The following is an 18,351-nucleotide window of genomic DNA, read 5'->3' on the forward strand; positions in this document are numbered from 1 at the left end:
CACCCTTGATCCACCACTGCCCGAGAATCTTCGCTATGCCACGCCTCGCCTGGAGCACCATCGATACCGTCCTGCTGGACATGGATGGCACCTTGCTCGACCTGCATTACGACAACCATTTCTGGCTCGAACATCTGCCGCAGCGCTATGCCCAACTGCACGGGGTGAGCCTGGCCATGGCACAGCTGGAGCTGCAACCGCTGTTCACCGACAACGCCGGCAAGCTGAACTGGTACTGCCTGGATTTCTGGACCCGCGAACTGAACATCCCGGTACGCGAGCTGAAACTGGAGACGGCCGATCTGATCGCCCTGCGCCCCGACGCCGACACGTTTCTGGCAGCGATTCAGCGCGCCGGCAAGCGGGTGATCATGATCACCAACGCCCACCGCGACTCGCTGTCGCTGAAGCTGGAGCGCATCGAGCTGGCGCCGTATTTCGAACGGCTGATCAGTTCCCACGACTACGGCTACCCCAAGGAAAACGCGCAGTTCTGGGACGCCCTGCAGGCCGACATCGGCTTCGACCCGGCGCGCAGCCTGTTCATCGACGATACCCTGCCGGTGCTGCGCAGCGCCCAGGCCTACGGGGTCAAGCATCTGCTCGCGGTGTGCGAGCCGGACAGCCGCAAGGGCGCCAAGGACACCGAAGAATTCGAGGCGGTGGGTGATTACCGCGAGCTCATCGCAGGTCTGTGACCCACCCTGCTGCCCACCGCCCCACCGCCAGCGCGTGCCGCTATACTGCGCATCGCCTACCCGGGAGCGAGCATGGACATCAAGCAACTCAAATTCCTTATCGCGTTGGATGAAACCCGTCATTTCGGCCAGGCCGCAGCGCGTTGCCACATCACCCAGCCGACCCTGTCGATGCGCCTGCGCAACCTCGAAGAAGAGCTCGAGTTGCCCCTGGTGAAGCGCGGCCAGCGCTTTGAGGGCTTCACTGCCCCAGGCGAGCGCGTGCTGGCCTGGGCGCGTACCGTGCTGGCCGCCTACGACGGCCTGCAGGCGGAAGCCGCTGCCTGTCGCGGGCATCTGGTAGGCACCTTGCGCTTGGGGGTGGTGCCGCTGTCCAGCTTCGACCCAGTGCCACTGCTGCACACCCTGCACGGTGAGCATCCCAACCTTCGCTTCGAGCTCAGCTCGCTGAGTTCCGAACAGATCCTCGAGCAACTGGCAAGTAACCGCATCGACCTGGGGGTATCGTTTCTGGAGCGGCTCGATCAGGAGCGCTTCGAATCGAGGGCGCTGGGAGAAACCCGCATGGGCCTGTTGTTCGATCAACGCCACTATGATTTCGGCGAGCAGGCCCTGAGTTGGGAGGCGCTCATCGAGTTGCCGCTGGGCATGCTCACCACCGGCATGCATTTTCGTCAGTCCATCGACCACAATTTCCACTCCCGAGGGCTGGCGCCGCAGCCCTTGCTGCAGACCGACGCGGTTCACCAGTTGATCCAGGCCGTACACGGTGGCCTGTGCTGCGCCATCATGCCCCTGGCCGGCGGGCTGGAAGGGCTGACCGAGCACTTGCGCCTGCAACCCATCGCCGACGCCCACACGCTGGCGCCGCTGGGGTTGATCATGCGCCGCGCGGCGCCGCGCTCGGCACTGGCCGAAGCGTGCTTCAAGCTGTATGACGCGCCATGATCAATGCGGTCGATCGTCGCATCGGCAATAGCAATTAGACGCTGGCTCGTCCTGCGCCTAGGCTAAAGGCTGAATTCACTGCCGGTCCATTCCCATGAACGCCAAGCACCCGGCCAGCGCGGTGCCCGTTTCTACCTCGGCTGCACCTCTCGCCAGCCCCATCGCCAGCCAGACCTACAGTTATTGCAGCTTGAGCCTGGACGCGCCCGGCAGTACGCCCCTGGCCGAAGAAGTGGCGCTGGCGATCGCCTACAACGGTATCAGCCAGGCGGTGATGCTGGTCACGCCCACCGATCTCGAAGACTTCGTCACCGGCTTCAGCATCGGCAGCGGCATCGTGGCCGACGCCAATGAAATCTACGACATCAAGCTCAGCGGCACTGGGTCGGCACGCCACGCCGAGGTACAGATCGCCAATCGCGCCTTCTGGAACCTCAAGACCCAGCGCCGGCAACTGGCCGGCAGCAGTGGCTGCGGATTGTGCGGCGTCGAAGCCGTAGAGCAGGCGCTGCCCGAACTGGCCGTGCTGGCCGGCGCCGACTTGCCGCCGGTGCAGTGGCTCGAGGGCCTGCGCCAGCGCATCGGCGCCTTCCAGCCCCTGGGGCAACGCAGCGGCGCGGTGCATGCGGCGCTGTTCATGGACGCCCAAGGCACCCTGCTGCTGGGCCGTGAAGACATAGGCCGGCACAACGCGCTCGACAAAGTGATCGGCGCCCTGGTGCGGCAGAACATCGACAGCACCGGCGGCCTGGCCATCGTCACCAGCCGGTGCAGCCTCGAACTCATCCAGAAAGTACTGCGCGCCGGCATCCAGACCCTGGTCAGCCTGTCGTCGCCCACCGGCCTGGCCCTGCAATGGGCACGCCGGCACAACCTGAACCTCATTCACCTGCCGCAGCACAGCGCGCCGCGGGTCTATAGCCCTGCGTTGGAGAATCAAACGTGAGTATTCACAATCAAGCCGACAAGACCCCCGTTCCCCGCTACAAGCCCTACAAAGGTGCAGCGGGTGGCTGGGGCGCACTGATGAGCGTGACGCAGTTCTGGCTGAGCAGCGACAACGCGCTGAAGAACATCCGCACCCTGCTCAAGACCAACCAGAATGGCGGCTTCGACTGCCCCGGTTGTGCCTGGGGCGATTCGCCGGAAAGCGGCATGGTGAAGTTCTGCGAAAACGGCGCCAAGGCGGTGAACTGGGAGGCGACCAAGCGGCGTGTCGACCCGGCCTTCTTCGCCAAGCACAGCGTCACTTCCCTGCTCGAGCAGAGTGACTACTGGCTCGAGTACCAGGGCCGTCTCACCGAGCCGATGGTCTACGACCCTGCCAGCGACCGCTACGTGCCGATTGCCTGGGACGATGCGTACGCGCTGGTCGCCAAGCATCTGCTCAACCTCGAAAGCCCCGACCAGGCCGAGTTCTACACCTCGGGCCGGGCCAGCAACGAAGCGGCCTACCTGTATCAGCTGTTCGTGCGGGCGTTCGGCACCAACAACTTCCCCGATTGCTCGAACATGTGCCACGAAGCCAGCGGCGTTGCATTGTCGCAGAGCATCGGGGTGGGCAAGGGCACAGTGACGTTCGACGACTTCGAACACGCCGATGCCATCTTCGTCTGGGGGCAGAACCCCGGCACCAACCATCCGCGCATGCTCGAACCCCTGCGCGAAGCGGTCCAGCGCGGCGCCCAGGTGGTCTGCATCAACCCGCTCAAGGAGCGGGGCCTGGAGCGCTTCCAGCACCCCCAGCATCCGATCGAGATGCTCACCAACGGTGACCGTCCGACCAACACCGCCTACTTCCGTCCGGCACTGGGCGGCGACATGGCGATGATGCGCGGCATGGCCAAGTTCCTGCTGCAATGGGAACGCGAGGCCCAGGCCAACAACGCGCCGTCGGTGTTCGACCACGACTTCCTCAACGAGCACACCGCCACCGTGCTGGAATACCTGGCCGCGATCGACGACACGCCATGGGCGCATATCGTCGAGCAGTCCGGCCTGCCGCTGGAGGACATCGAACTTGCCGCGCGCATGTACCTCAAGGGCAAGAACGTGATCATGTGCTGGGCCATGGGCATCACCCAGCATCGCCACTCGGTACCGACCATTCAGGAAATCTCCAACCTGATGCTGCTGCGCGGCAACATCGGTCGTCCCGGTGCCGGCCTGTGTCCGGTACGGGGTCACAGCAACGTGCAGGGCGACCGCACCATGGGCATCAACGAGCGCCCACCGGCGTTCCTTCTCGACGCCCTGGAAAAACGCTTCGGCTTCAATGTGCCGCGCACCAACGGCCATAACGTGGTGGAAGCCATTCATGCGATGGCCGAAGGCAGGGCCAAGGTCTTCATCGCCCTGGGCGGCAACTTCGCCCAGGCCACGCCGGACAGCCCGCGCACGGCGCAGGCGCTGCGCAACTGCGAGCTCACGGTGCAGATCAGCACCAAGCTCAACCGCAGCCACCTGATGCACGGCAAGCAGGCACTGATTCTGCCCTGCCTGGGTCGCACCGACATCGATCAACAGAGCGAGGGCCCACAAGCGGTCACCGTGGAAGATTCATTCAGCATGGTGCACGCCTCCAATGGCCAACTGCAGCCGCTGTCGAAGCACATGCGCTCGGAGCCGGCCATCGTTGCCGGCATTGCCGCCGCCACGCTCGGTACGCAGCCGGTGGACTGGAACTGGCTGATCGGCGACTACGATCGCATTCGTGACCTGATCGCCGATACCCTGCCCGGCTTCAAGGACTTCAACCAACGGCTGAAGCATCCGGGCGGCTTCTACCTGGGCAACAGCGCCGGTGCACGCCGCTGGAACACCCCCAGCGGACGGGCCAATTTCAAGCCCAACCGCCTGCCGCTGGACCTGATCGACGAACGCGTACGCGCCACCGGCCAGATACCGGACCTGATCATGCAGTCGATGCGTTCCCACGACCAGTACAACACCACCATCTACGGCCTGGACGACCGCTATCGCGGCGTGCGTGGCCAGCGTGACGTCCTGTTCGCCAATGAAGCCGACATCATTCGCCTGGGCTTCCGTCCAGGGCAGAAAGCCGATCTGGTGTCGATCTGGGAGGACGGCCGCGAACGGCGCGTGAAGGGCTTCACACTGCTGGCGTTCGACATTCCGGCCGGTCAGGCCGCAGCGTACTACCCGGAGGTCAATCCGCTGGTGCCGCTGGAAAGCGTGGGCGAAGGCAGCAGCACGCCTACCTCGAAGTTCGTTGCCATCCGCCTGGAGCAGCCTGCCCCAAGCGTCCGCATCGCCTGATGTCGAGCGCAGCTCCGTGTCGCACCGCGTGGGCCGCCAACGCGGCTTGCGCCGCTGCTACAGGTAGATCGGACGCCCTGTAGCAGCGGCGCAAGCCGCGTCGCTTTTGATCGTGATCTCGATCTCGATCTCGATCTCGACAAAAAGACGCCACTCCGGAAGTACGTGCGACCACCCTCTCTGCTCAAAGTTTCCCCATGAAACTTCCGAATCTCGAAACTGCGTACCCATCGTGCTTTCCATCACCTCGTGCTTGCCGGCTGACCCGTCGCATTGCAAAGTCGCGCCGTCATCCCTCTGAGATCTGATCGATGAAATTTCCCTCGATACTTTTGTTGACCCTTGGCCTGGTGACAGGCGCTGCTTCTGCAGGCAGCAACACCGAAGCCGGTGTAGGGGGCGCATTGGGTGGGGTTCTGGGCGCGGTGGTTGGCCAGCAACTGGGCGGCAGCACCGGCTCGACCATTGGCGCGGGCCTGGGTGGTGCCGCCGGCAGTGCAGTGGGCGCAGACAAGCGCAATCGCGGCCAGGCCGCCATAGGTGGCGCGCTGGGCGCTGCAGGTGGCAACGTGGTAGGCCGCACCGTGGGCGGCAGCACCGGCGGGCTGGTGGGCGCGGCGACGGGTGGCGGCGCAGGCGGCGCATTGGGCAACTACATGGGCACCTCGGCCGACCGCGACGACCGTGACGATCGTCGCTATCGCGGCCATGACAATCGCGGCAAATCGAAACATCGCGACCGCGGTCGCCACGTCGGCCACAACAAGCACTGGCGTGATCGCTGAGCCAGGCTTTCTGCAAACGCGGCAGGCGGCAAGGCTTCCAGCTGCAGGCCTTTAACCGTCCGCCTGTGCCAGAGCCATAAAAAAACCGCCCTCAAGGGGCGGTTTTTTATTTCAGCAGACGCTTACAACTGCGGACCGGCAGCCTTGATCGAGTCGCTCACTTCGAACTTCTTGAAGTTCTCGATGAACAGCGAAGCCAGGCCTTTGGCCGCTTCGTCGTAGGCAGCTGGGTCGGCCCAGGTGTTGCGCGGGTTGAGCAGATTGGTATCGACGCCCGGTACGACCTTTGGCACGTCCAGGTTGACGATGTCCAGGTGCTCGGTCTCGGTGCCGATCAGGGCGCCGCTCTGGATCGCTGCAATCACGCCACGGGTGGTGGGGATGTTGAAGCGCTTGCCAACGCCGTAGCCACCACCGGTCCAGCCGGTATTGACCAGGTAGACCTTGGAACCGAAGCCACGGATACGCTTGATCAGCAGCTCGGCGTACTCGCCCGCCGGACGCGGGAAGAACGGTGCGCCGAAGCAGGTCGAGAAGGTCGACTTGATGCCGCTGCCCGAGCCCATTTCGGTCGAACCTACCAGTGCGGTGTAGCCCGACAGGAAGTGATAGGCAGCCTGCTCTTCGCTGAGGATGGACACAGGTGGCAGCACGCCGGTCAGGTCGCAGGTCAGGAAGATCACGGCATTGGGCTCACCGCCCAGGTTCTTCGGCGCGCGCTTCTCGATCAGCTCGCGAGGGTACGCGGCACGGCTGTTCTGGGTCAGGCTGTCATCGGCGTAGTCGGCCTTCTTGTCGGCATCGAGCACGACGTTTTCCAGCACGGCGCCGTGTTGAATGGCTTTCCAGATGACCGGCTCGTTCTTCTCGGACAGGTCGATGCACTTGGCATAGCAACCGCCTTCGATGTTGAACACCACGCCCACGCCCCAGCCATGTTCGTCGTCACCGATCAGGTAACGGCTTTCGTCGGCCGAAAGCGTGGTCTTGCCAGTGCCCGACAGGCCGAAGAACAGAGTGACGTCGCCGTCTTCGCCCATGTTGGCGGCACAGTGCATCGGCAGCACGTCGGCAGCCGGCAGCAGGAAGTTCTGCACCGAGAACATGGCCTTCTTCATTTCGCCGGCATAGCGCATGCCTGCGATCAGCACCTTGCGAGCCGCGAAATTGATGATCACGGTACCGTCGGAATTGGTGCCGTCGCGCTCTGGGACGCACTCGAACTCAGGCGCATTGAGCACCTGCCATTCGTCCTTGCCACCGCCGTTGTACTGCTCGGGGTTGATGAACAGGCAACGTCCGAACAGGTTGTGCCAGGCGGTCTGGGTGGTCATCTTGACCGGCAGGTAGTGCGCCGGATCGGACCCTACATGAACATGGGAAACGAACCGCTCGCGCTCGCCCAGGTAGGCTTCGACACGATTCCACAAGGCATCGAACTTGTAGGCCGGGAATTTGCGGTTGATCGGGCCCCAGGCGATGGCGTCTTGGGTGGTGGGCTCTTCGACAATGAAGCGGTCGACTGGCGAACGACCGGTGCGATGACCGGTACGCACTACCAGAGCACCGGTATCGGCAAGCTCGCCTTCACCACGGTTCAGGGCTTCTTTAACCAGATCGTCTACAGTCAGATCGGCGTACACGGCGTTCTTGGCTTGCGTCATGAGGTTCCCCGTCGGCTCTGGGCCGAGTGTTCCAAACATTTTGTAGTAAGTTTACAACAACCACTACAGCTAAAAAGTGGGCCGGATTATGCCAGAAACGCTCGAAAAGAATAGCGTCCTCCGGTCGGTAACGGCGTTATTCCGGCGTGTTTTTCTTCATTTAGCGAGACTAAATCGCTTCAGTGACGGGTATCTGACGGAGCGTCGACACCAGCACCACTGAAGAGCTGATCGACGTCGGTGGCGTCAAACAAGTAGCGCTGGTTGCAGAACTGGCAGTCGATTTCCACCGTACCGCCATGCTCCTTGAGCAACTCGCGTGCATCGTCGTGCCCCAGGCTGACGAGCGCTCGTGCCGAACGCTCTCTGGAACAGCTGCAGCGAAACCGTATCGGCTGGGTATCGAAAAGCCGCAGTGCCTGCTCGTGATACAGGCGGTACAGCACGGTTTCGTTATCCAGGCCCAACAGTTCTTCGGCCTTGAGGGTGTCCGCCAGGGTGGTGGCGGCCGTCCAGCTCTCGGCGCGCTCGTCCTCGTCCTTGATCACGGCGGCAGGCAATTGCTGCAGCAGCAAGCCACGGGCACGGGTGCCGTCGGCCTTGAGCCAGAAGCGCGTGCCGAGCTGTTCGGAGAGGGCGAAATAATTCGAGAAACTTGCCGACAGGTCGGCACCTTCCAACTCCACGATGCCTTGGTAGCGCTGGCCTTCGGTAGGATCGATGGTCATCGCCAGGGTTCCGGCAGGCATCAATTCGGGCAGGCCATCGGTGTCGTTGATCTGCTCGGCGTGGAAACGCGCCAGGCCGCGGATCTCGCGTTCGCTGGAGCACTCGATCATCAACAGTGGCACGGGGCCTTCGGAACGGGCCTGCAGGATCAGCAAACCGTCGAACTTGAGCGTACCTACCAGCAGCGCCGCGGCAGCCATGAACTCGCCCAGCAGCAACTGCACCGGCAACGGATAGTCGTGCTTGGCCAGAACCTCGGCATAGCTGCGCTCCAATGCTACCGCCTCACCGCGTACATCGGCGTCATCGAAAATAAAGCGTTGGGTGAAATCGGCTTCAGGAAGATCGTGCATAATTCCAGTATCTGAGAATGGTGACAAAATGTGTAGCGGCTTTTATAAAGCCCGCTTCAGAGCGTTCGCTTGATCGCTCACTGCCCTGTAGATGTAGAGGTATCTTATGAACAAAGCCCCGCTGTTCCAAGCCAGGTGGAACGTTAGCGGCTTGCTGCTGTGCAATACAATCCCGATCATGCTGTTGTGCTTCTGGTTATGGCCTATTGGCCATCATTTGTGTACAGCATTCGACGAATGGCTGTTTCGCCTGCTCAACGCGCCCTTGGCCAGCAACGCCGCCTGGCGTTACGCCTGGACCCTGGGCAGTCTGCGCCCTTTCGATATCGTGGTCGGCGTGATCATGCTGGCGCTGCTGATCCGCGGCAACTGGGTGTTCAAGGCCCATCAGGTTCGCCAGGCTTTCTTCGGCTTCATGGCCGTGCTGTTGCTCTTAGTGGTGGTGCGCGCGCTGTTTTCCAAGTGGATACACGCAATGGGCTGGGACCATGACAGCCCGAGCATGGTATTGGCCGACCCGGTACTGCTCAGCGACTGGTACCCGAACCTGGAACGTCACTGGGAGCTCAAGGACCGCTCCAGCCAGAGTTTTCCCGGCGATCACGCTTCGGTGCTGTTGATCTGGGCGCTGTTCATGAGTGTCTGTACCCGCAGGCTCGGGCAGTGGCTGTGCATCTGGGCCCTGGCCGTGGTGTTCATGCTGCCGCGCCTGGTGGCTGGCGCCCACTGGGGGCAGGACGACTACATTGGTGGCGTGTTGATGGCCGTCTGGGCGCTGGGGTGGGGGTATTACACACCTCTCGCGGCCCACACTTCACAGTGGCTCGTACGTGCCACCGAGCCACTGTTCAGGCTGCTGGCGAAGCTGCCGGTGCTGGGCCGGTTGAGTATCGCCGCAAGGTGATGCGGTGTCTGTGCTGGCCTCTTCGCGGGCAGAGAGCTCGCCGCCCGCCCCGCTCCCACAGGCCAGCACTGCGCTGCATCAATCCACTGAGCGAAAACTGAACAGCTGCCGGCGCTGCTTCTTCGAAGGCTTGCCATCGGTGGTAACACCCAGGACACCTGCCTTGCGCATGGCCGCCGCGGCCTCGCGCCTGGCCTGGCTCTGTTCGGTCTCGCGGTAGAGCGTCTGCGCTTCCGGCGCCCCACGCCGCACGATTGACAGCGCCTCGATGATCACGCTGCGCTCATCGAAACCGGTGCGTATCTGCAACTCGTCGCCCACGTGTGGCTCCTTGCCAGGCTTGCAGCGCTCGCCGCGGTAATGCACCTTGCCGCTCTCGATGGCTTCCTTGGCCAGCGCGCGCGTCTTGTAGAAGCGCGCCGCCCACAGCCATTTGTCCAGACGGACCTTTTCCTCTTCTTCCTGCTTGTGCTTCTGTGCCACAGGCTCACCTCGCGAAATGCCGTCATCAAACTGTACTACCGTGCCTGTCGGATGCAAGCGGCGGTCTTTGCGATTACAGTGCACGCATGCTTGCCAAGCGGCGTCGGGCTGGGTTGAATTGATCCGGTCCGCGCCGGTCTGAAGCTTGCGTATACGGGTCCATCCCTACCTCTTGCGGTTTGCCGATTTGAAGACATTTGACCATCTGACCGTTATCGGTCTGCGCGAGTGGGTGGCGCTGCCCGATCTGGGTGTCGCCGGCCTGCGCGCCAAGATCGATACCGGCGCCAGCACCTCCAGCCTGCACGCCACGGACATCGAGCCGTTCACCCGTGCCGGCGAAAAATGGGTGCGTTTCACCGCTCATCTGGGCACCGTGGTGCAGCTGCGCCACCGGCGTTGCGAAGCGCCGCTGGTGGCGATGAAAACCATCAAGAGCTCCAATGGCCATGCGCAGACGCGCTACGTGATCAAGACCACCCTGGCCCTGGGCGACCGGGTCTGGACAGTGGAATTCACCCTGGCCTGCCGCAAGTCCATGCGTTACCGCCTGTTGCTCGGCTCCAAGGCGCTGGTCCATGGCCAACTGGTCGTGAATCCGGGCGTCACCTACGTTCAAGACAAGCCGGTGTTCCCGGCCTCTACTACCTCTGCCACAGGTGTTGCATGAAGATCGCTGTGCTGTCGCGCAATCCGCGTCTGTATTCCACTCGTCGTCTGGTCGAAGCCGGTACTGCCCGTGGCCATGAAATGGTGGTGATCGACACGCTGCGCGCGTATATGAACATCGCCAGTCACAAACCGCAGATCCACTACCGCGGCAAACCGCTGCAGGGCTTCGATGCGGTCATTCCGCGCATCGGCGCGTCGGTGACGTTCTATGGCTGCGCGGTGCTGCGCCAGTTCGAAATGATGGACGTCTTTCCGCTGAACGAATCGGTGGCCATCGCCCGCTCGCGGGACAAGCTGCGCTCCCTGCAGCTGCTGTCGCGACGCGGTATCGGCCTGCCGGTCACCGGCTTCGCCCACTCGCCGGACGACATTCCCGACCTGATCAGCATGGTCAACGGCGCCCCCCTGGTGATCAAGGTGCTCGAGGGTACCCAAGGCATCGGTGTGGTCCTGTGTGAAACCACCAACGCGGCCGAATCGGTGATCGAAGCGTTCATGGGCCTCAAGCAGAACATCATGGTTCAGGAGTACATCAAGGAGGCCGGCGGTGCCGACATCCGCTGTTTCGTGGTGGGTGACAAGGTGATCGCGGCGATGAAGCGCCAGGCCAGGCCCGGTGAGTTTCGCTCCAACCTGCACCGCGGCGGCTGTGCCAGCCTGATCAAGATCACACCCGAAGAGCGCATGACCGCGATCCGCGCCGCCAAGGTGATGGGGCTCAGCGTCGCCGGCGTGGATATCCTGCGCTCCAACCACGGCCCGCTGGTGATGGAGGTGAATTCATCACCCGGCCTGGAAGGGATCGAGGTGACCACCGGCAAAGACGTGGCCGGGATGATCATCGAACACATCGAAAAGAACAGCGGCCCGAACATGACCCGCACCAAGGGCAAGGGCTAAACACCGCAACATGCCGTTCGGCCAGCGTTGGCGAACGGCATCCTCGTGGCGGCAGGTCTACACGGCGTCCCTGGGCAGCATCAGGCCCAGCGGCAGCCTGACACGCGCCTCCAGCCCACCCGTCGAACGATTGCGCAGCTCCACGTTGCCGCCATGCATGGCAGCGATGCGCTTGACGATCGCCAGGCCCAACCCGGTGCCCTTGCCACTGCGGGCGCGGTCCCCGCGAATGAACGGGTCGAAGATGCCGGCCAGTTCACCCGGATCGATGCCTGCCCCCCGGTCCACCACACTGAGCACCACATAGGGCGCGTTGTCGTCGCCCGAAACATGGACCGCCACCTCCACGCCGCTGCCGGCATGGTAGAGGGCGTTGCCGATCAGGTTGTTCAGCAGGCGCTTCATCGACACCCGGCGCAGTGGGAACGGCGGGATCGGTTCCAGGCGAAGCAGTACCTGTTCTTCTGCCTGGTTATAGGGCGCGACCACTTCCTGCACCAGATGGCCCAGATCGACGACCTCGACGCTTTCGTCACGGCCGTCGCGAATGAAGGCCAGGAACTGATCGAGGATCGCGTCCATGTCCTCGATGTCGCGGACCATGTCGGGGGTGAACTCGTTGTCCGAGGTCATCAGTTCCAGTGACAGCCGCAAGCGGGTCAATGGCGTGCGCAGATCGTGGGACACCCCGGCCAGCATCAGCTCGCGCTCGCGGCCGGCCTGTTCGACGTCCTCGGCCATCTGGTTGAACGCTCGGTACACCTCGGTCATTTCGCTGGGCGTGTCGCTCACCGGCAGGCGCACGCTGCGGCCCTGCCCCAATTGCCGGGCGGCGAACACCAGACGCTTGAGCGGCTGGTTGAGCTGACGCACGAATATCCAGGCCGAAGCGGTCGACAGCAAGCCGATCGCAAGGAACCAGCCCAGCACGCTCCAGATCTTCTGCCCACGCAACGGGTGCGGGTACAGAGGCACTTTCAACCAGCCCGCGCCCAGGCTCGGCGCACGCACCCACAGCGCGGGCGGGGCGTGGACGCGCAGGCGCACTTCGGTGTCTTCGCCCAGCTCGGCCTGCATCTGGCGTTGGTAGATTTCACTGTACGGCCAGTGCTGCTCGCCTTCCGGCACGCCGCCGCCGACCACCCGGATCAGGCCCGCCGCATCGGCGATCTGGTCACGGTTGTTCTCGTCCGCCGCCCAGTAGGCACGCAGCGTCAGCGCCACGCCGTGACTGTACTGGCGGTCGACCAGCACGTCTTCGTTCATCAACAGGTAGACCAGGGTCAAGGCCTTCGAGAACAGGACGACGACCAACACCAGCCAGAGGGTTCGGGCGAAAAAACTTTGGGGAAACCAGACAGGGGTTTTCATTGCGTGGCGATCACATACGTTGCAGGAGCGAGCAGGCTCGCAGACATTGTGGATGACGAACATCCCGAATCAACGAGTGATTCAGGATATCGCTCCTACAAAAACCCCGGCAGTCTATCGGGCAGCGTTGCCATCGGGTACGAACACGTAACCCACACCCCAGACCGTTTGAATGTAGCGAGGCTTGGAGGGATCGGGCTCGATCATGCGGCGCAGCCGCGAGATCTGCACGTCGATGGACCGCTCCAGGGCATCCCATTCACGTCCGCGAGCCAGGTTCATCAGCTTGTCGCGGGTCAGTGGCTGGCGCGCGTTCATCACCAGGGCCTTGAGCACGGCGAACTCACCGGTGGTCAGCATGTGCACTTCGTCGCCGCGCTTGAGTTCGCGGGTGGCCAGGGAAAGCTCGTAGTCGCCGAAGGAAACCGATTCGTCCTCGCTGCCCGGAGCGCCGGGAACCGGCGCCGACTGGCGACGCAGCACGGCCTTGACGCGCGCCATCAGTTCATCCGGGTTGAAGGGCTTGGCCAGGTAGTCGTCCGCGCCCAGTTCCAGACCCTTGATCCGGCTGAGTTCGTCACCCTTGGCGGTCAACATGATGATCGGGACCTGGTTGTTGCTGGCACGCAGGCGGCGGCAGGCAGACAGGCCGTCTTCACCGGGCAGCATCAAGTCCAGGACAACCAGATGGAACACTTCACGGGCGAGCAGGCGATCCATTTGCTCTACATTGGGCACGGCGCGCGCACGGTAGCCTTTGCTGGTGAAGAATCGCTCCAGCAGGCTGCTCAGTCCCGGATCGTCGTCAACGATGAGGATCTTTTCACCTTCGGCTGCTTGTGCGGTACTGCTCATGGGTTGCTCCTCTGATCTCGGCGCGCATTATGGCGTAGCTGCCAACGCTCGTGCCGTGTGCATTGTTAGCAGATTTTTCCTGGCCCGCTAGTCACAATCCTCGATCGCCTGGGCGTCGGGTTCGCGCCGCGACGATGTGGCTGGGTATACTGCACGGCTCGTCAGCCGGGCTCGGCGGGGATTGCACCTTGTACCCAACATTTTTCAGGTGGTTATCATGATCAGCATAAACAGCCGCATCGCCGAGGAACTCGGCGTCCGCCCTCAACAGGTCGAAGCGGCCGTCGCACTGCTGGATGAAGGTTCGACCGTGCCTTTCATCGCTCGTTACCGCAAGGAAGTGACCGGCAGCCTGGACGACACCCAGCTGCGTCACCTCGAAGAGCGCCTGCGCTATCTGCGCGAACTCGACGAGCGCCGGGCAAGCATCCTCGCCAGCATCGAGGAGCAGGGCAAGCTGACCCCCGAGCTGGCCCGCGAGATCAACCAGGCCGACACCAAGACCCGCCTGGAAGACCTTTACCTGCCGTACAAGCAGAAGCGCCGCACCAAGGGCCAGATCGCCCTGGAAGCCGGCCTCGGCGAGCTGGCCGACCGCCTGTTCGGCGACCCTGCGCTGCCCCCGGAAGCGGAGGCGGCACGGTTCGTCGACAGCGACAAGGGCGTCCTCGATACCAAGGCCGCGCTTGAAGGCGCCAAGTACATCCTGATGGAACGTTTCGCCGAAGACGCCACGCTGCTGGCCAAGCTGCGCGGTTTCCTCAAGCAGGAAGCCGTGCTCAGCGCCCGGGTGCTGGCCGGCAAGGAAGAGGAAGGCGCCAAGTTCCGCGACTACTTCGAGCATGACGAACCGCTCAAGAGCATGCCTTCGCACCGCGCCCTGGCGATCTTCCGCGGACGCAACGAGGGCATCCTCGGTTCTTCGCTGAAGGTCGGCGAGGAACTGCCGGGTACCCTGCACCCGTGCGAGATGATGATCGCCGAGCGTTTCGGCGTGAAAAACCAGCAGCGGGCCGCCGACAAGTGGCTCGGCGAAGTGGTGCGCTGGACCTGGAAGGTCAAGCTCTACACGCACCTGGAAACCGACCTGCTGAGCGAGCTGCGCGAGAACGCCGAAAGCGAGGCCATCAACGTCTTCGCACACAACCTGCATGACCTGCTGCTGGCCGCCCCGGCCGGCCCACGCGCCACCCTGGGCCTGGACCCGGGCCTGCGCACCGGCTGCAAGGTGGCGGTGGTGGATGCCACCGGCAAGCTGCTCGATCACGCCACGGTGTATCCGCACGTTCCGCACAACAAGTGGGACCAGACCCTCGCCACGCTGGCCGCGCTGTGTGCCAAGCATGCCGTGGACCTGATTGCCATCGGCAATGGCACTGCCAGTCGCGAGACCGACAAGCTGGCGGCCGAGCTGATCAAGAAATACCCAGGCCTGAAAATGACCAAGGTCATGGTGTCCGAAGCCGGTGCGTCGGTGTATTCGGCCTCGGAGCTGGCTGCTCGCGAGTTTCCCGATCTGGACGTGTCTATCCGCGGTGCGGTCTCCATCGCCCGCCGCCTGCAGGATCCGCTGGCCGAACTGGTCAAGATCGATCCGAAATCCATCGGCGTCGGCCAGTACCAGCACGATGTCTCGCAGCTCAAGCTGGCGCGGGGCCTGGATGCCGTGGTGGAAGACTGCGTGAACGCCGTGGGCGTGGACGTCAACACCGCCTCCGTGGCCTTGCTGGCACGCATCTCCGGGCTCAATGCCACGCTGGCGCAGAACATCGTCGCCCACCGCGACGAGCATGGTGCATTCAGAACCCGTGCGGCGCTGAAGAAAGTCTCGCGCCTGGGCGAAAAAACCTTCGAACAGGCGGCGGGCTTTCTGCGCGTCATGAACGGCGACAACCCGCTGGACGCCTCGGCCGTGCACCCCGAAGCATACCTGCTGGTGCAGCGCATTGCCGCGGGCACCGATCGCGACATTCGCTCGCTGATCGGTGACAGCGGCTTCCTCAAGCGCCTCGATCCGAAAAAATTCACCGACGAAACCTTTGGCCTGCCCACCGTCACCGACATCCTGCAGGAATTGGACAAACCGGGCCGCGACCCTCGTCCCGGATTCAAGACTGCAGAATTCCAGGACGGTGTCGAAGACCTCAAGGACCTGCAACTGGGCATGGTGCTCGAAGGCGTGGTCACCAACGTGACCAACTTCGGCGCGTTCGTCGATATCGGCGTCCACCAGGACGGCCTGGTGCATATCTCGGCACTGTCGGAAAAATTCATCAAGGACCCGCGTGAAGCGGTGAAGGCTGGCGACGTGGTCAAGGTCAAGGTGATGGAAGTGGACATTCCGCGCAAACGCGTAGGGTTGTCGATGCGCATGGGCGACACGCCCGGGGAGAAGATCGACGGCGCACGTGGCAGCCGTCCTGGTGCCGCCGGGCGCCAGCAGGCCGCTCCGGCGCGCGTCAAGGAACCTGCCGCCGCACCGGCCAGTGGTGCCATGGCGTCGTTGTTCGCCAATGCCAAACAGCTGAAGAAGCGCTGATGCAGGTCGACGACGAGTTGACCCAGAGCGCCTACTTTCGCAACCTTGGCTGCGAGGTGCGGCGCCTGGACGCCGGCGTGGCCGAGGTGGCACTGCCGCTGGCCGCGCACCTGCGCAATCGTGGGCAGGTGATGCACGGTGGCGCCATCTTCAGCCTGGTCGACATTGCCATGGGCCTGGCATGTTCCACCGCGCACGGTTTCGATAATCGAAGTGTCACGCTCGAATGCAAGATCAATTACCTTCGCGCGGTGTCAGAAGGTGAGGTGATCTGCAAGGCCCAGGTATTGCACGCCGGTCGGCGCACGATGGTGGTCGAGGCCGAAGTGCTCCAGGGCGAAAAACTGATGGCAAAAGCACAAGGTACCTTCGTGGTTCTCTAGCCCGAAGGGGCCGTTATGCGGTAATTTCGGCACGGCGCAGGCGGTGCCGAACGCCGCACGGCCTGCACCCTGCCCGATCGAAACCAGGCGACAACGCCGGTTCCTTTTTGTCTTCACCCTTGCAGACCGTCCGCTCCACCCCCATATCGGGGCGACTGACGCGTGAAGGAATCCAACTTGAGCGAATTTCTCAACCGCCGCCTGACTTTGCTCGGCGAGCCTGCCACCCTTTCCCTGCTCGCGCAGTGCCTGCATGGCATAGAGCGCGAGTGCCTGCGCGTCAACCACGAGGGTCGCCTGGCACAGACGCCACACCCCGAGGCGTTGGGCGCGGCGCTGACCAATGAACAGGTCACTACGGACTATTCCGAATCGCTGCTGGAATTCATCACGCCCGCGCTCCAGGATCCTGCACAGACCCTGCACAGCCTCGAGCAGATCCACCGCTTCGTGTACAGCAAGCTGGGCAGCGAGTATCTGTGGAGCCCCTCCATGCCCTGCCCGCTGCCAGCCGAGGAAGACATCCCGCTGGCCTACTACGGCACCTCGAACATCGGGCGCCTCAAGTATGTCTATCGCCAGGGGCTGTCCCTGCGCTATGGACGCACCATGCAGTGCATCGCCGGCATTCACTATAATTTCTCCCTGCCCGAGCAGCTGTGGCCAGTGCTCAAGCAGGCCGAGGGTTACGTCGGCACCGATCGCGATTATCAGTCGGCGGCCTACATTGCACTGATCCGCAATTTCCGTCGCTACAGCTGGTTGCTGATGTACCTGTTCGGCGCCTCGCCGGCGCTGGATGCAGGCTTCCTGCGCGGACGTGCCCATCAACTCGAGCAACTGGATGCGCAGACCCTGTACCTGCCCTATGCCACCAGCCTGCGCATGAGCGACCTGGGCTACCAGAGCAATGCCCAGGCGGGCCTGACGCCGTGCTACAACGATCTGGCCAGCTACACCGACAGCCTGCGCAAGGCGGTTGCCACGCCCTACGCACCTTACGTCCAGGTCGGTACGCACAAGGATGGCGAATGGGTGCAGTTGAACACCAACATTCTGCAGATCGAAAACGAGTACTACTCCAACATTCGTCCGAAACGAGTGACCTACAGCGGCGAACGGCCGATCCAGGCCTTGATGGCGCGCGGCGTGCAGTACATCGAAGTGCGCTGCCTGGACATCAACCCGTTCCTGCCCACCGGCGTTGACCTGCCCGAGTCGCGTTTTCTCGATGCGTTCCTGCTGTTCTGCGCGCTGGAAAGCAGCCCGCAGATCGACAGTGCCGAGTGCTCGGCGTGCACCGACAATTTCCTCAACGTGGTCAAGGAGGGTCGCCGCCCTGGCCTGCAGCTGCAGCGCAATGGGGAAGCGGTCGAGCTCAAGGACTGGGCCAATGATCTGCTGGAGCGTATCGACGCCGTCGCCGCCCTGCTCGATCGCAGCACTGGTACCGATGAGCATGTGCAGGCGATGGCGGCGCAGCGTGCCAAGGTTGGCGATGCGTCGCTGACGCCGTCGGCGCAGGTACTGGCGAAGATGGCCGAGCAGAAGCAGAGTTTTGCCGAGTTTTCCTTCAGCCAGAGCCAGGCTCACGCCGACTACTTCCGCGAACAGCCATTGAGCCCCCAGGACCAGGCGCGCTTCGAACAGCAAGCCCGCGATTCGCTGGTAGCCCAGGCGACGCTGGAAGCCGAAGAAGTTGGCGATTTCGATCTGTTCGTCGGCTCCTATCAGGCAAGCATCCTCGCCATCAGCAACTGACCAAGCGGTCGATCCTCGAAAGACCGC

At 63.2% G+C, this 18,351-nt stretch carries 16 protein-coding genes; 11 read left to right on the plus strand and 5 right to left on the minus strand.

Annotated elements, in window-relative coordinates:
• Positions 1-35: 35 nt before the first annotated feature.
• The 5 genes from yrfG to IFT75_RS12385 all read left to right on the plus strand — a co-directional run bounded on the left by yrfG (position 36) and on the right by IFT75_RS12385 (position 5,710).
• Complete coding sequence (yrfG, locus tag IFT75_RS12365; protein WP_122479835.1) at positions 36-698, plus strand: GMP/IMP nucleotidase; 663 nt, start codon at positions 36-38, stop codon at positions 696-698.
• 72 nt (positions 699-770) lie between these two features.
• Positions 771-1,646 carry a LysR family transcriptional regulator gene (locus IFT75_RS12370; protein WP_122479836.1) on the plus strand — a complete coding sequence of 292 codons (876 nt, stop codon included), beginning with the start codon at positions 771-773 and terminating at the stop codon, positions 1,644-1,646.
• A gap of 94 nt (positions 1,647-1,740) precedes the next feature.
• Positions 1,741-2,592 carry a formate dehydrogenase accessory sulfurtransferase FdhD gene (gene fdhD / locus IFT75_RS12375; protein WP_192055025.1) on the plus strand — a complete coding sequence of 284 codons (852 nt, stop codon included), beginning with the start codon at positions 1,741-1,743 and terminating at the stop codon, positions 2,590-2,592.
• Positions 2,589-4,925: an FdhF/YdeP family oxidoreductase gene (locus IFT75_RS12380; protein ID WP_192055027.1), complete on the plus strand. Its 2,337-nt coding sequence runs from the start codon at positions 2,589-2,591 to the stop codon at positions 4,923-4,925. Before fdhD ends, IFT75_RS12380 begins: the two co-directional genes overlap by 4 nt.
• 311 nt (positions 4,926-5,236) lie before the next feature.
• Positions 5,237-5,710: a glycine zipper 2TM domain-containing protein gene (locus IFT75_RS12385; protein ID WP_185794733.1), complete on the plus strand. Its 474-nt coding sequence runs from the start codon at positions 5,237-5,239 to the stop codon at positions 5,708-5,710.
• 122 nt (positions 5,711-5,832) lie between these two features.
• Here IFT75_RS12385 and IFT75_RS12390 read toward each other — a convergent pair whose 3' ends face one another.
• Together IFT75_RS12390 and hslO are read right to left on the minus strand one after the other, a co-directional pair.
• Positions 5,833-7,374, minus strand: a complete 1,542-nt coding sequence (locus IFT75_RS12390; RefSeq protein WP_192055029.1) for a phosphoenolpyruvate carboxykinase — start codon at positions 7,372-7,374, stop codon at positions 5,833-5,835.
• Between the two features lie 179 nt (positions 7,375-7,553).
• Complete coding sequence (gene hslO / locus IFT75_RS12395; RefSeq protein WP_122479841.1) at positions 7,554-8,456, minus strand: Hsp33 family molecular chaperone HslO; 903 nt, start codon at positions 8,454-8,456, stop codon at positions 7,554-7,556.
• A gap of 106 nt (positions 8,457-8,562) precedes the next feature.
• Between hslO and IFT75_RS12400 the strand changes: the two genes are divergently transcribed.
• Positions 8,563-9,360 carry a phosphatase PAP2 family protein gene (locus IFT75_RS12400; protein ID WP_192055030.1) on the plus strand — a complete coding sequence of 266 codons (798 nt, stop codon included), beginning with the start codon at positions 8,563-8,565 and terminating at the stop codon, positions 9,358-9,360.
• A 78-nt stretch (positions 9,361-9,438) separates the two neighbouring features.
• On the opposite strand, the gene IFT75_RS12405 is transcribed toward IFT75_RS12400, so the two are convergent.
• The gene (locus IFT75_RS12405; protein WP_192055032.1) at positions 9,439-9,843 is read right to left on the minus strand and encodes a S4 domain-containing protein; all 405 of its coding nucleotides are present in this window, start codon (positions 9,841-9,843) and stop codon (positions 9,439-9,441) included.
• A 187-nt stretch (positions 9,844-10,030) separates the two neighbouring features.
• Between IFT75_RS12405 and rimB the strand changes: the two genes are divergently transcribed.
• Both rimB and rimK read left to right on the plus strand, forming a co-directional pair.
• Entirely contained in the window at positions 10,031-10,513 is a 483-nt protein-coding gene (gene rimB / locus IFT75_RS12410; protein WP_043192313.1) for a retropepsin-like aspartic endopeptidase RimB, read from the plus strand.
• Positions 10,510-11,415 carry a 30S ribosomal protein S6--L-glutamate ligase gene (rimK, locus tag IFT75_RS12415; RefSeq protein WP_122479844.1) on the plus strand — a complete coding sequence of 302 codons (906 nt, stop codon included), beginning with the start codon at positions 10,510-10,512 and terminating at the stop codon, positions 11,413-11,415. The genes rimB and rimK overlap by 4 nt, the downstream gene beginning before the upstream one ends.
• Before the next feature lie 57 nt (positions 11,416-11,472).
• On the opposite strand, the gene IFT75_RS12420 is transcribed toward rimK, so the two are convergent.
• Both IFT75_RS12420 and ompR read right to left on the minus strand, forming a co-directional pair.
• On the minus strand, positions 11,473-12,786 hold the full coding sequence (locus IFT75_RS12420) for an ATP-binding protein (protein WP_122480125.1): 1,314 nt from the start codon (positions 12,784-12,786) through the stop codon (positions 11,473-11,475).
• A 114-nt stretch (positions 12,787-12,900) separates the two neighbouring features.
• Entirely contained in the window at positions 12,901-13,641 is a 741-nt protein-coding gene (gene ompR / locus IFT75_RS12425; RefSeq protein ID WP_122479845.1) for an osmolarity response regulator transcription factor OmpR, read from the minus strand.
• Between the two features lie 217 nt (positions 13,642-13,858).
• On the opposite strand from ompR, the gene IFT75_RS12430 reads away from it, so the two are divergent.
• From IFT75_RS12430 to gshA, 3 genes are all read left to right on the plus strand, one after another.
• On the plus strand, positions 13,859-16,180 hold the full coding sequence (locus IFT75_RS12430) for a Tex family protein (RefSeq protein WP_192055033.1): 2,322 nt from the start codon (positions 13,859-13,861) through the stop codon (positions 16,178-16,180).
• Positions 16,180-16,563, plus strand: a complete 384-nt coding sequence (locus IFT75_RS12435; RefSeq protein WP_122479847.1) for a PaaI family thioesterase — start codon at positions 16,180-16,182, stop codon at positions 16,561-16,563. Before IFT75_RS12430 ends, IFT75_RS12435 begins: the two co-directional genes overlap by 1 nt.
• Positions 16,564-16,740: 177 nt before the next feature.
• Positions 16,741-18,324 (plus strand): glutamate--cysteine ligase, encoded by a 1,584-nt coding sequence (gene gshA, locus IFT75_RS12440; RefSeq protein ID WP_122479848.1) that lies wholly within the window; start codon positions 16,741-16,743, stop codon positions 18,322-18,324.
• Positions 18,325-18,351 lie beyond the last annotated feature (27 nt).

The sequence above is a fragment of the Pseudomonas sp. CFBP 8758 genome (genome assembly GCF_014841725.1).
Lineage (GTDB): Bacteria > Pseudomonadota > Gammaproteobacteria > Pseudomonadales > Pseudomonadaceae > Aquipseudomonas > Aquipseudomonas baltica.

Excerpts from the sequence above, each read along its gene's own strand:
- IFT75_RS12430 (WP_192055033.1), top strand. The coding sequence starts at position 13,859 with ATGATCAGCATAAACAGCCGCATCGCCGAGGAACTCGGCGTCCGCCCT.
- rimK (WP_122479844.1), top strand. The coding sequence starts at position 10,510 with ATGAAGATCGCTGTGCTGTCGCGCAATCCGCGTCTGTATTCCACTCGT.
- IFT75_RS12420 (WP_122480125.1), bottom strand. The coding sequence starts at position 12,786 with ATGAAAACCCCTGTCTGGTTTCCCCAAAGTTTTTTCGCCCGAACCCTC.
- fdhD (WP_192055025.1), top strand. The coding sequence starts at position 1,741 with ATGAACGCCAAGCACCCGGCCAGCGCGGTGCCCGTTTCTACCTCGGCT.
- IFT75_RS12400 (WP_192055030.1), top strand. The coding sequence starts at position 8,563 with ATGAACAAAGCCCCGCTGTTCCAAGCCAGGTGGAACGTTAGCGGCTTG.
- IFT75_RS12390 (WP_192055029.1), bottom strand. The coding sequence starts at position 7,374 with ATGACGCAAGCCAAGAACGCCGTGTACGCCGATCTGACTGTAGACGAT.
- IFT75_RS12370 (WP_122479836.1), top strand. The coding sequence starts at position 771 with ATGGACATCAAGCAACTCAAATTCCTTATCGCGTTGGATGAAACCCGT.
- IFT75_RS12435 (WP_122479847.1), top strand. The coding sequence starts at position 16,180 with ATGCAGGTCGACGACGAGTTGACCCAGAGCGCCTACTTTCGCAACCTT.
- ompR (WP_122479845.1), bottom strand. The coding sequence starts at position 13,641 with ATGAGCAGTACCGCACAAGCAGCCGAAGGTGAAAAGATCCTCATCGTT.
- yrfG (WP_122479835.1), top strand. The coding sequence starts at position 36 with ATGCCACGCCTCGCCTGGAGCACCATCGATACCGTCCTGCTGGACATG.
- IFT75_RS12385 (WP_185794733.1), top strand. The coding sequence starts at position 5,237 with ATGAAATTTCCCTCGATACTTTTGTTGACCCTTGGCCTGGTGACAGGC.
- hslO (WP_122479841.1), bottom strand. The coding sequence starts at position 8,456 with ATGCACGATCTTCCTGAAGCCGATTTCACCCAACGCTTTATTTTCGAT.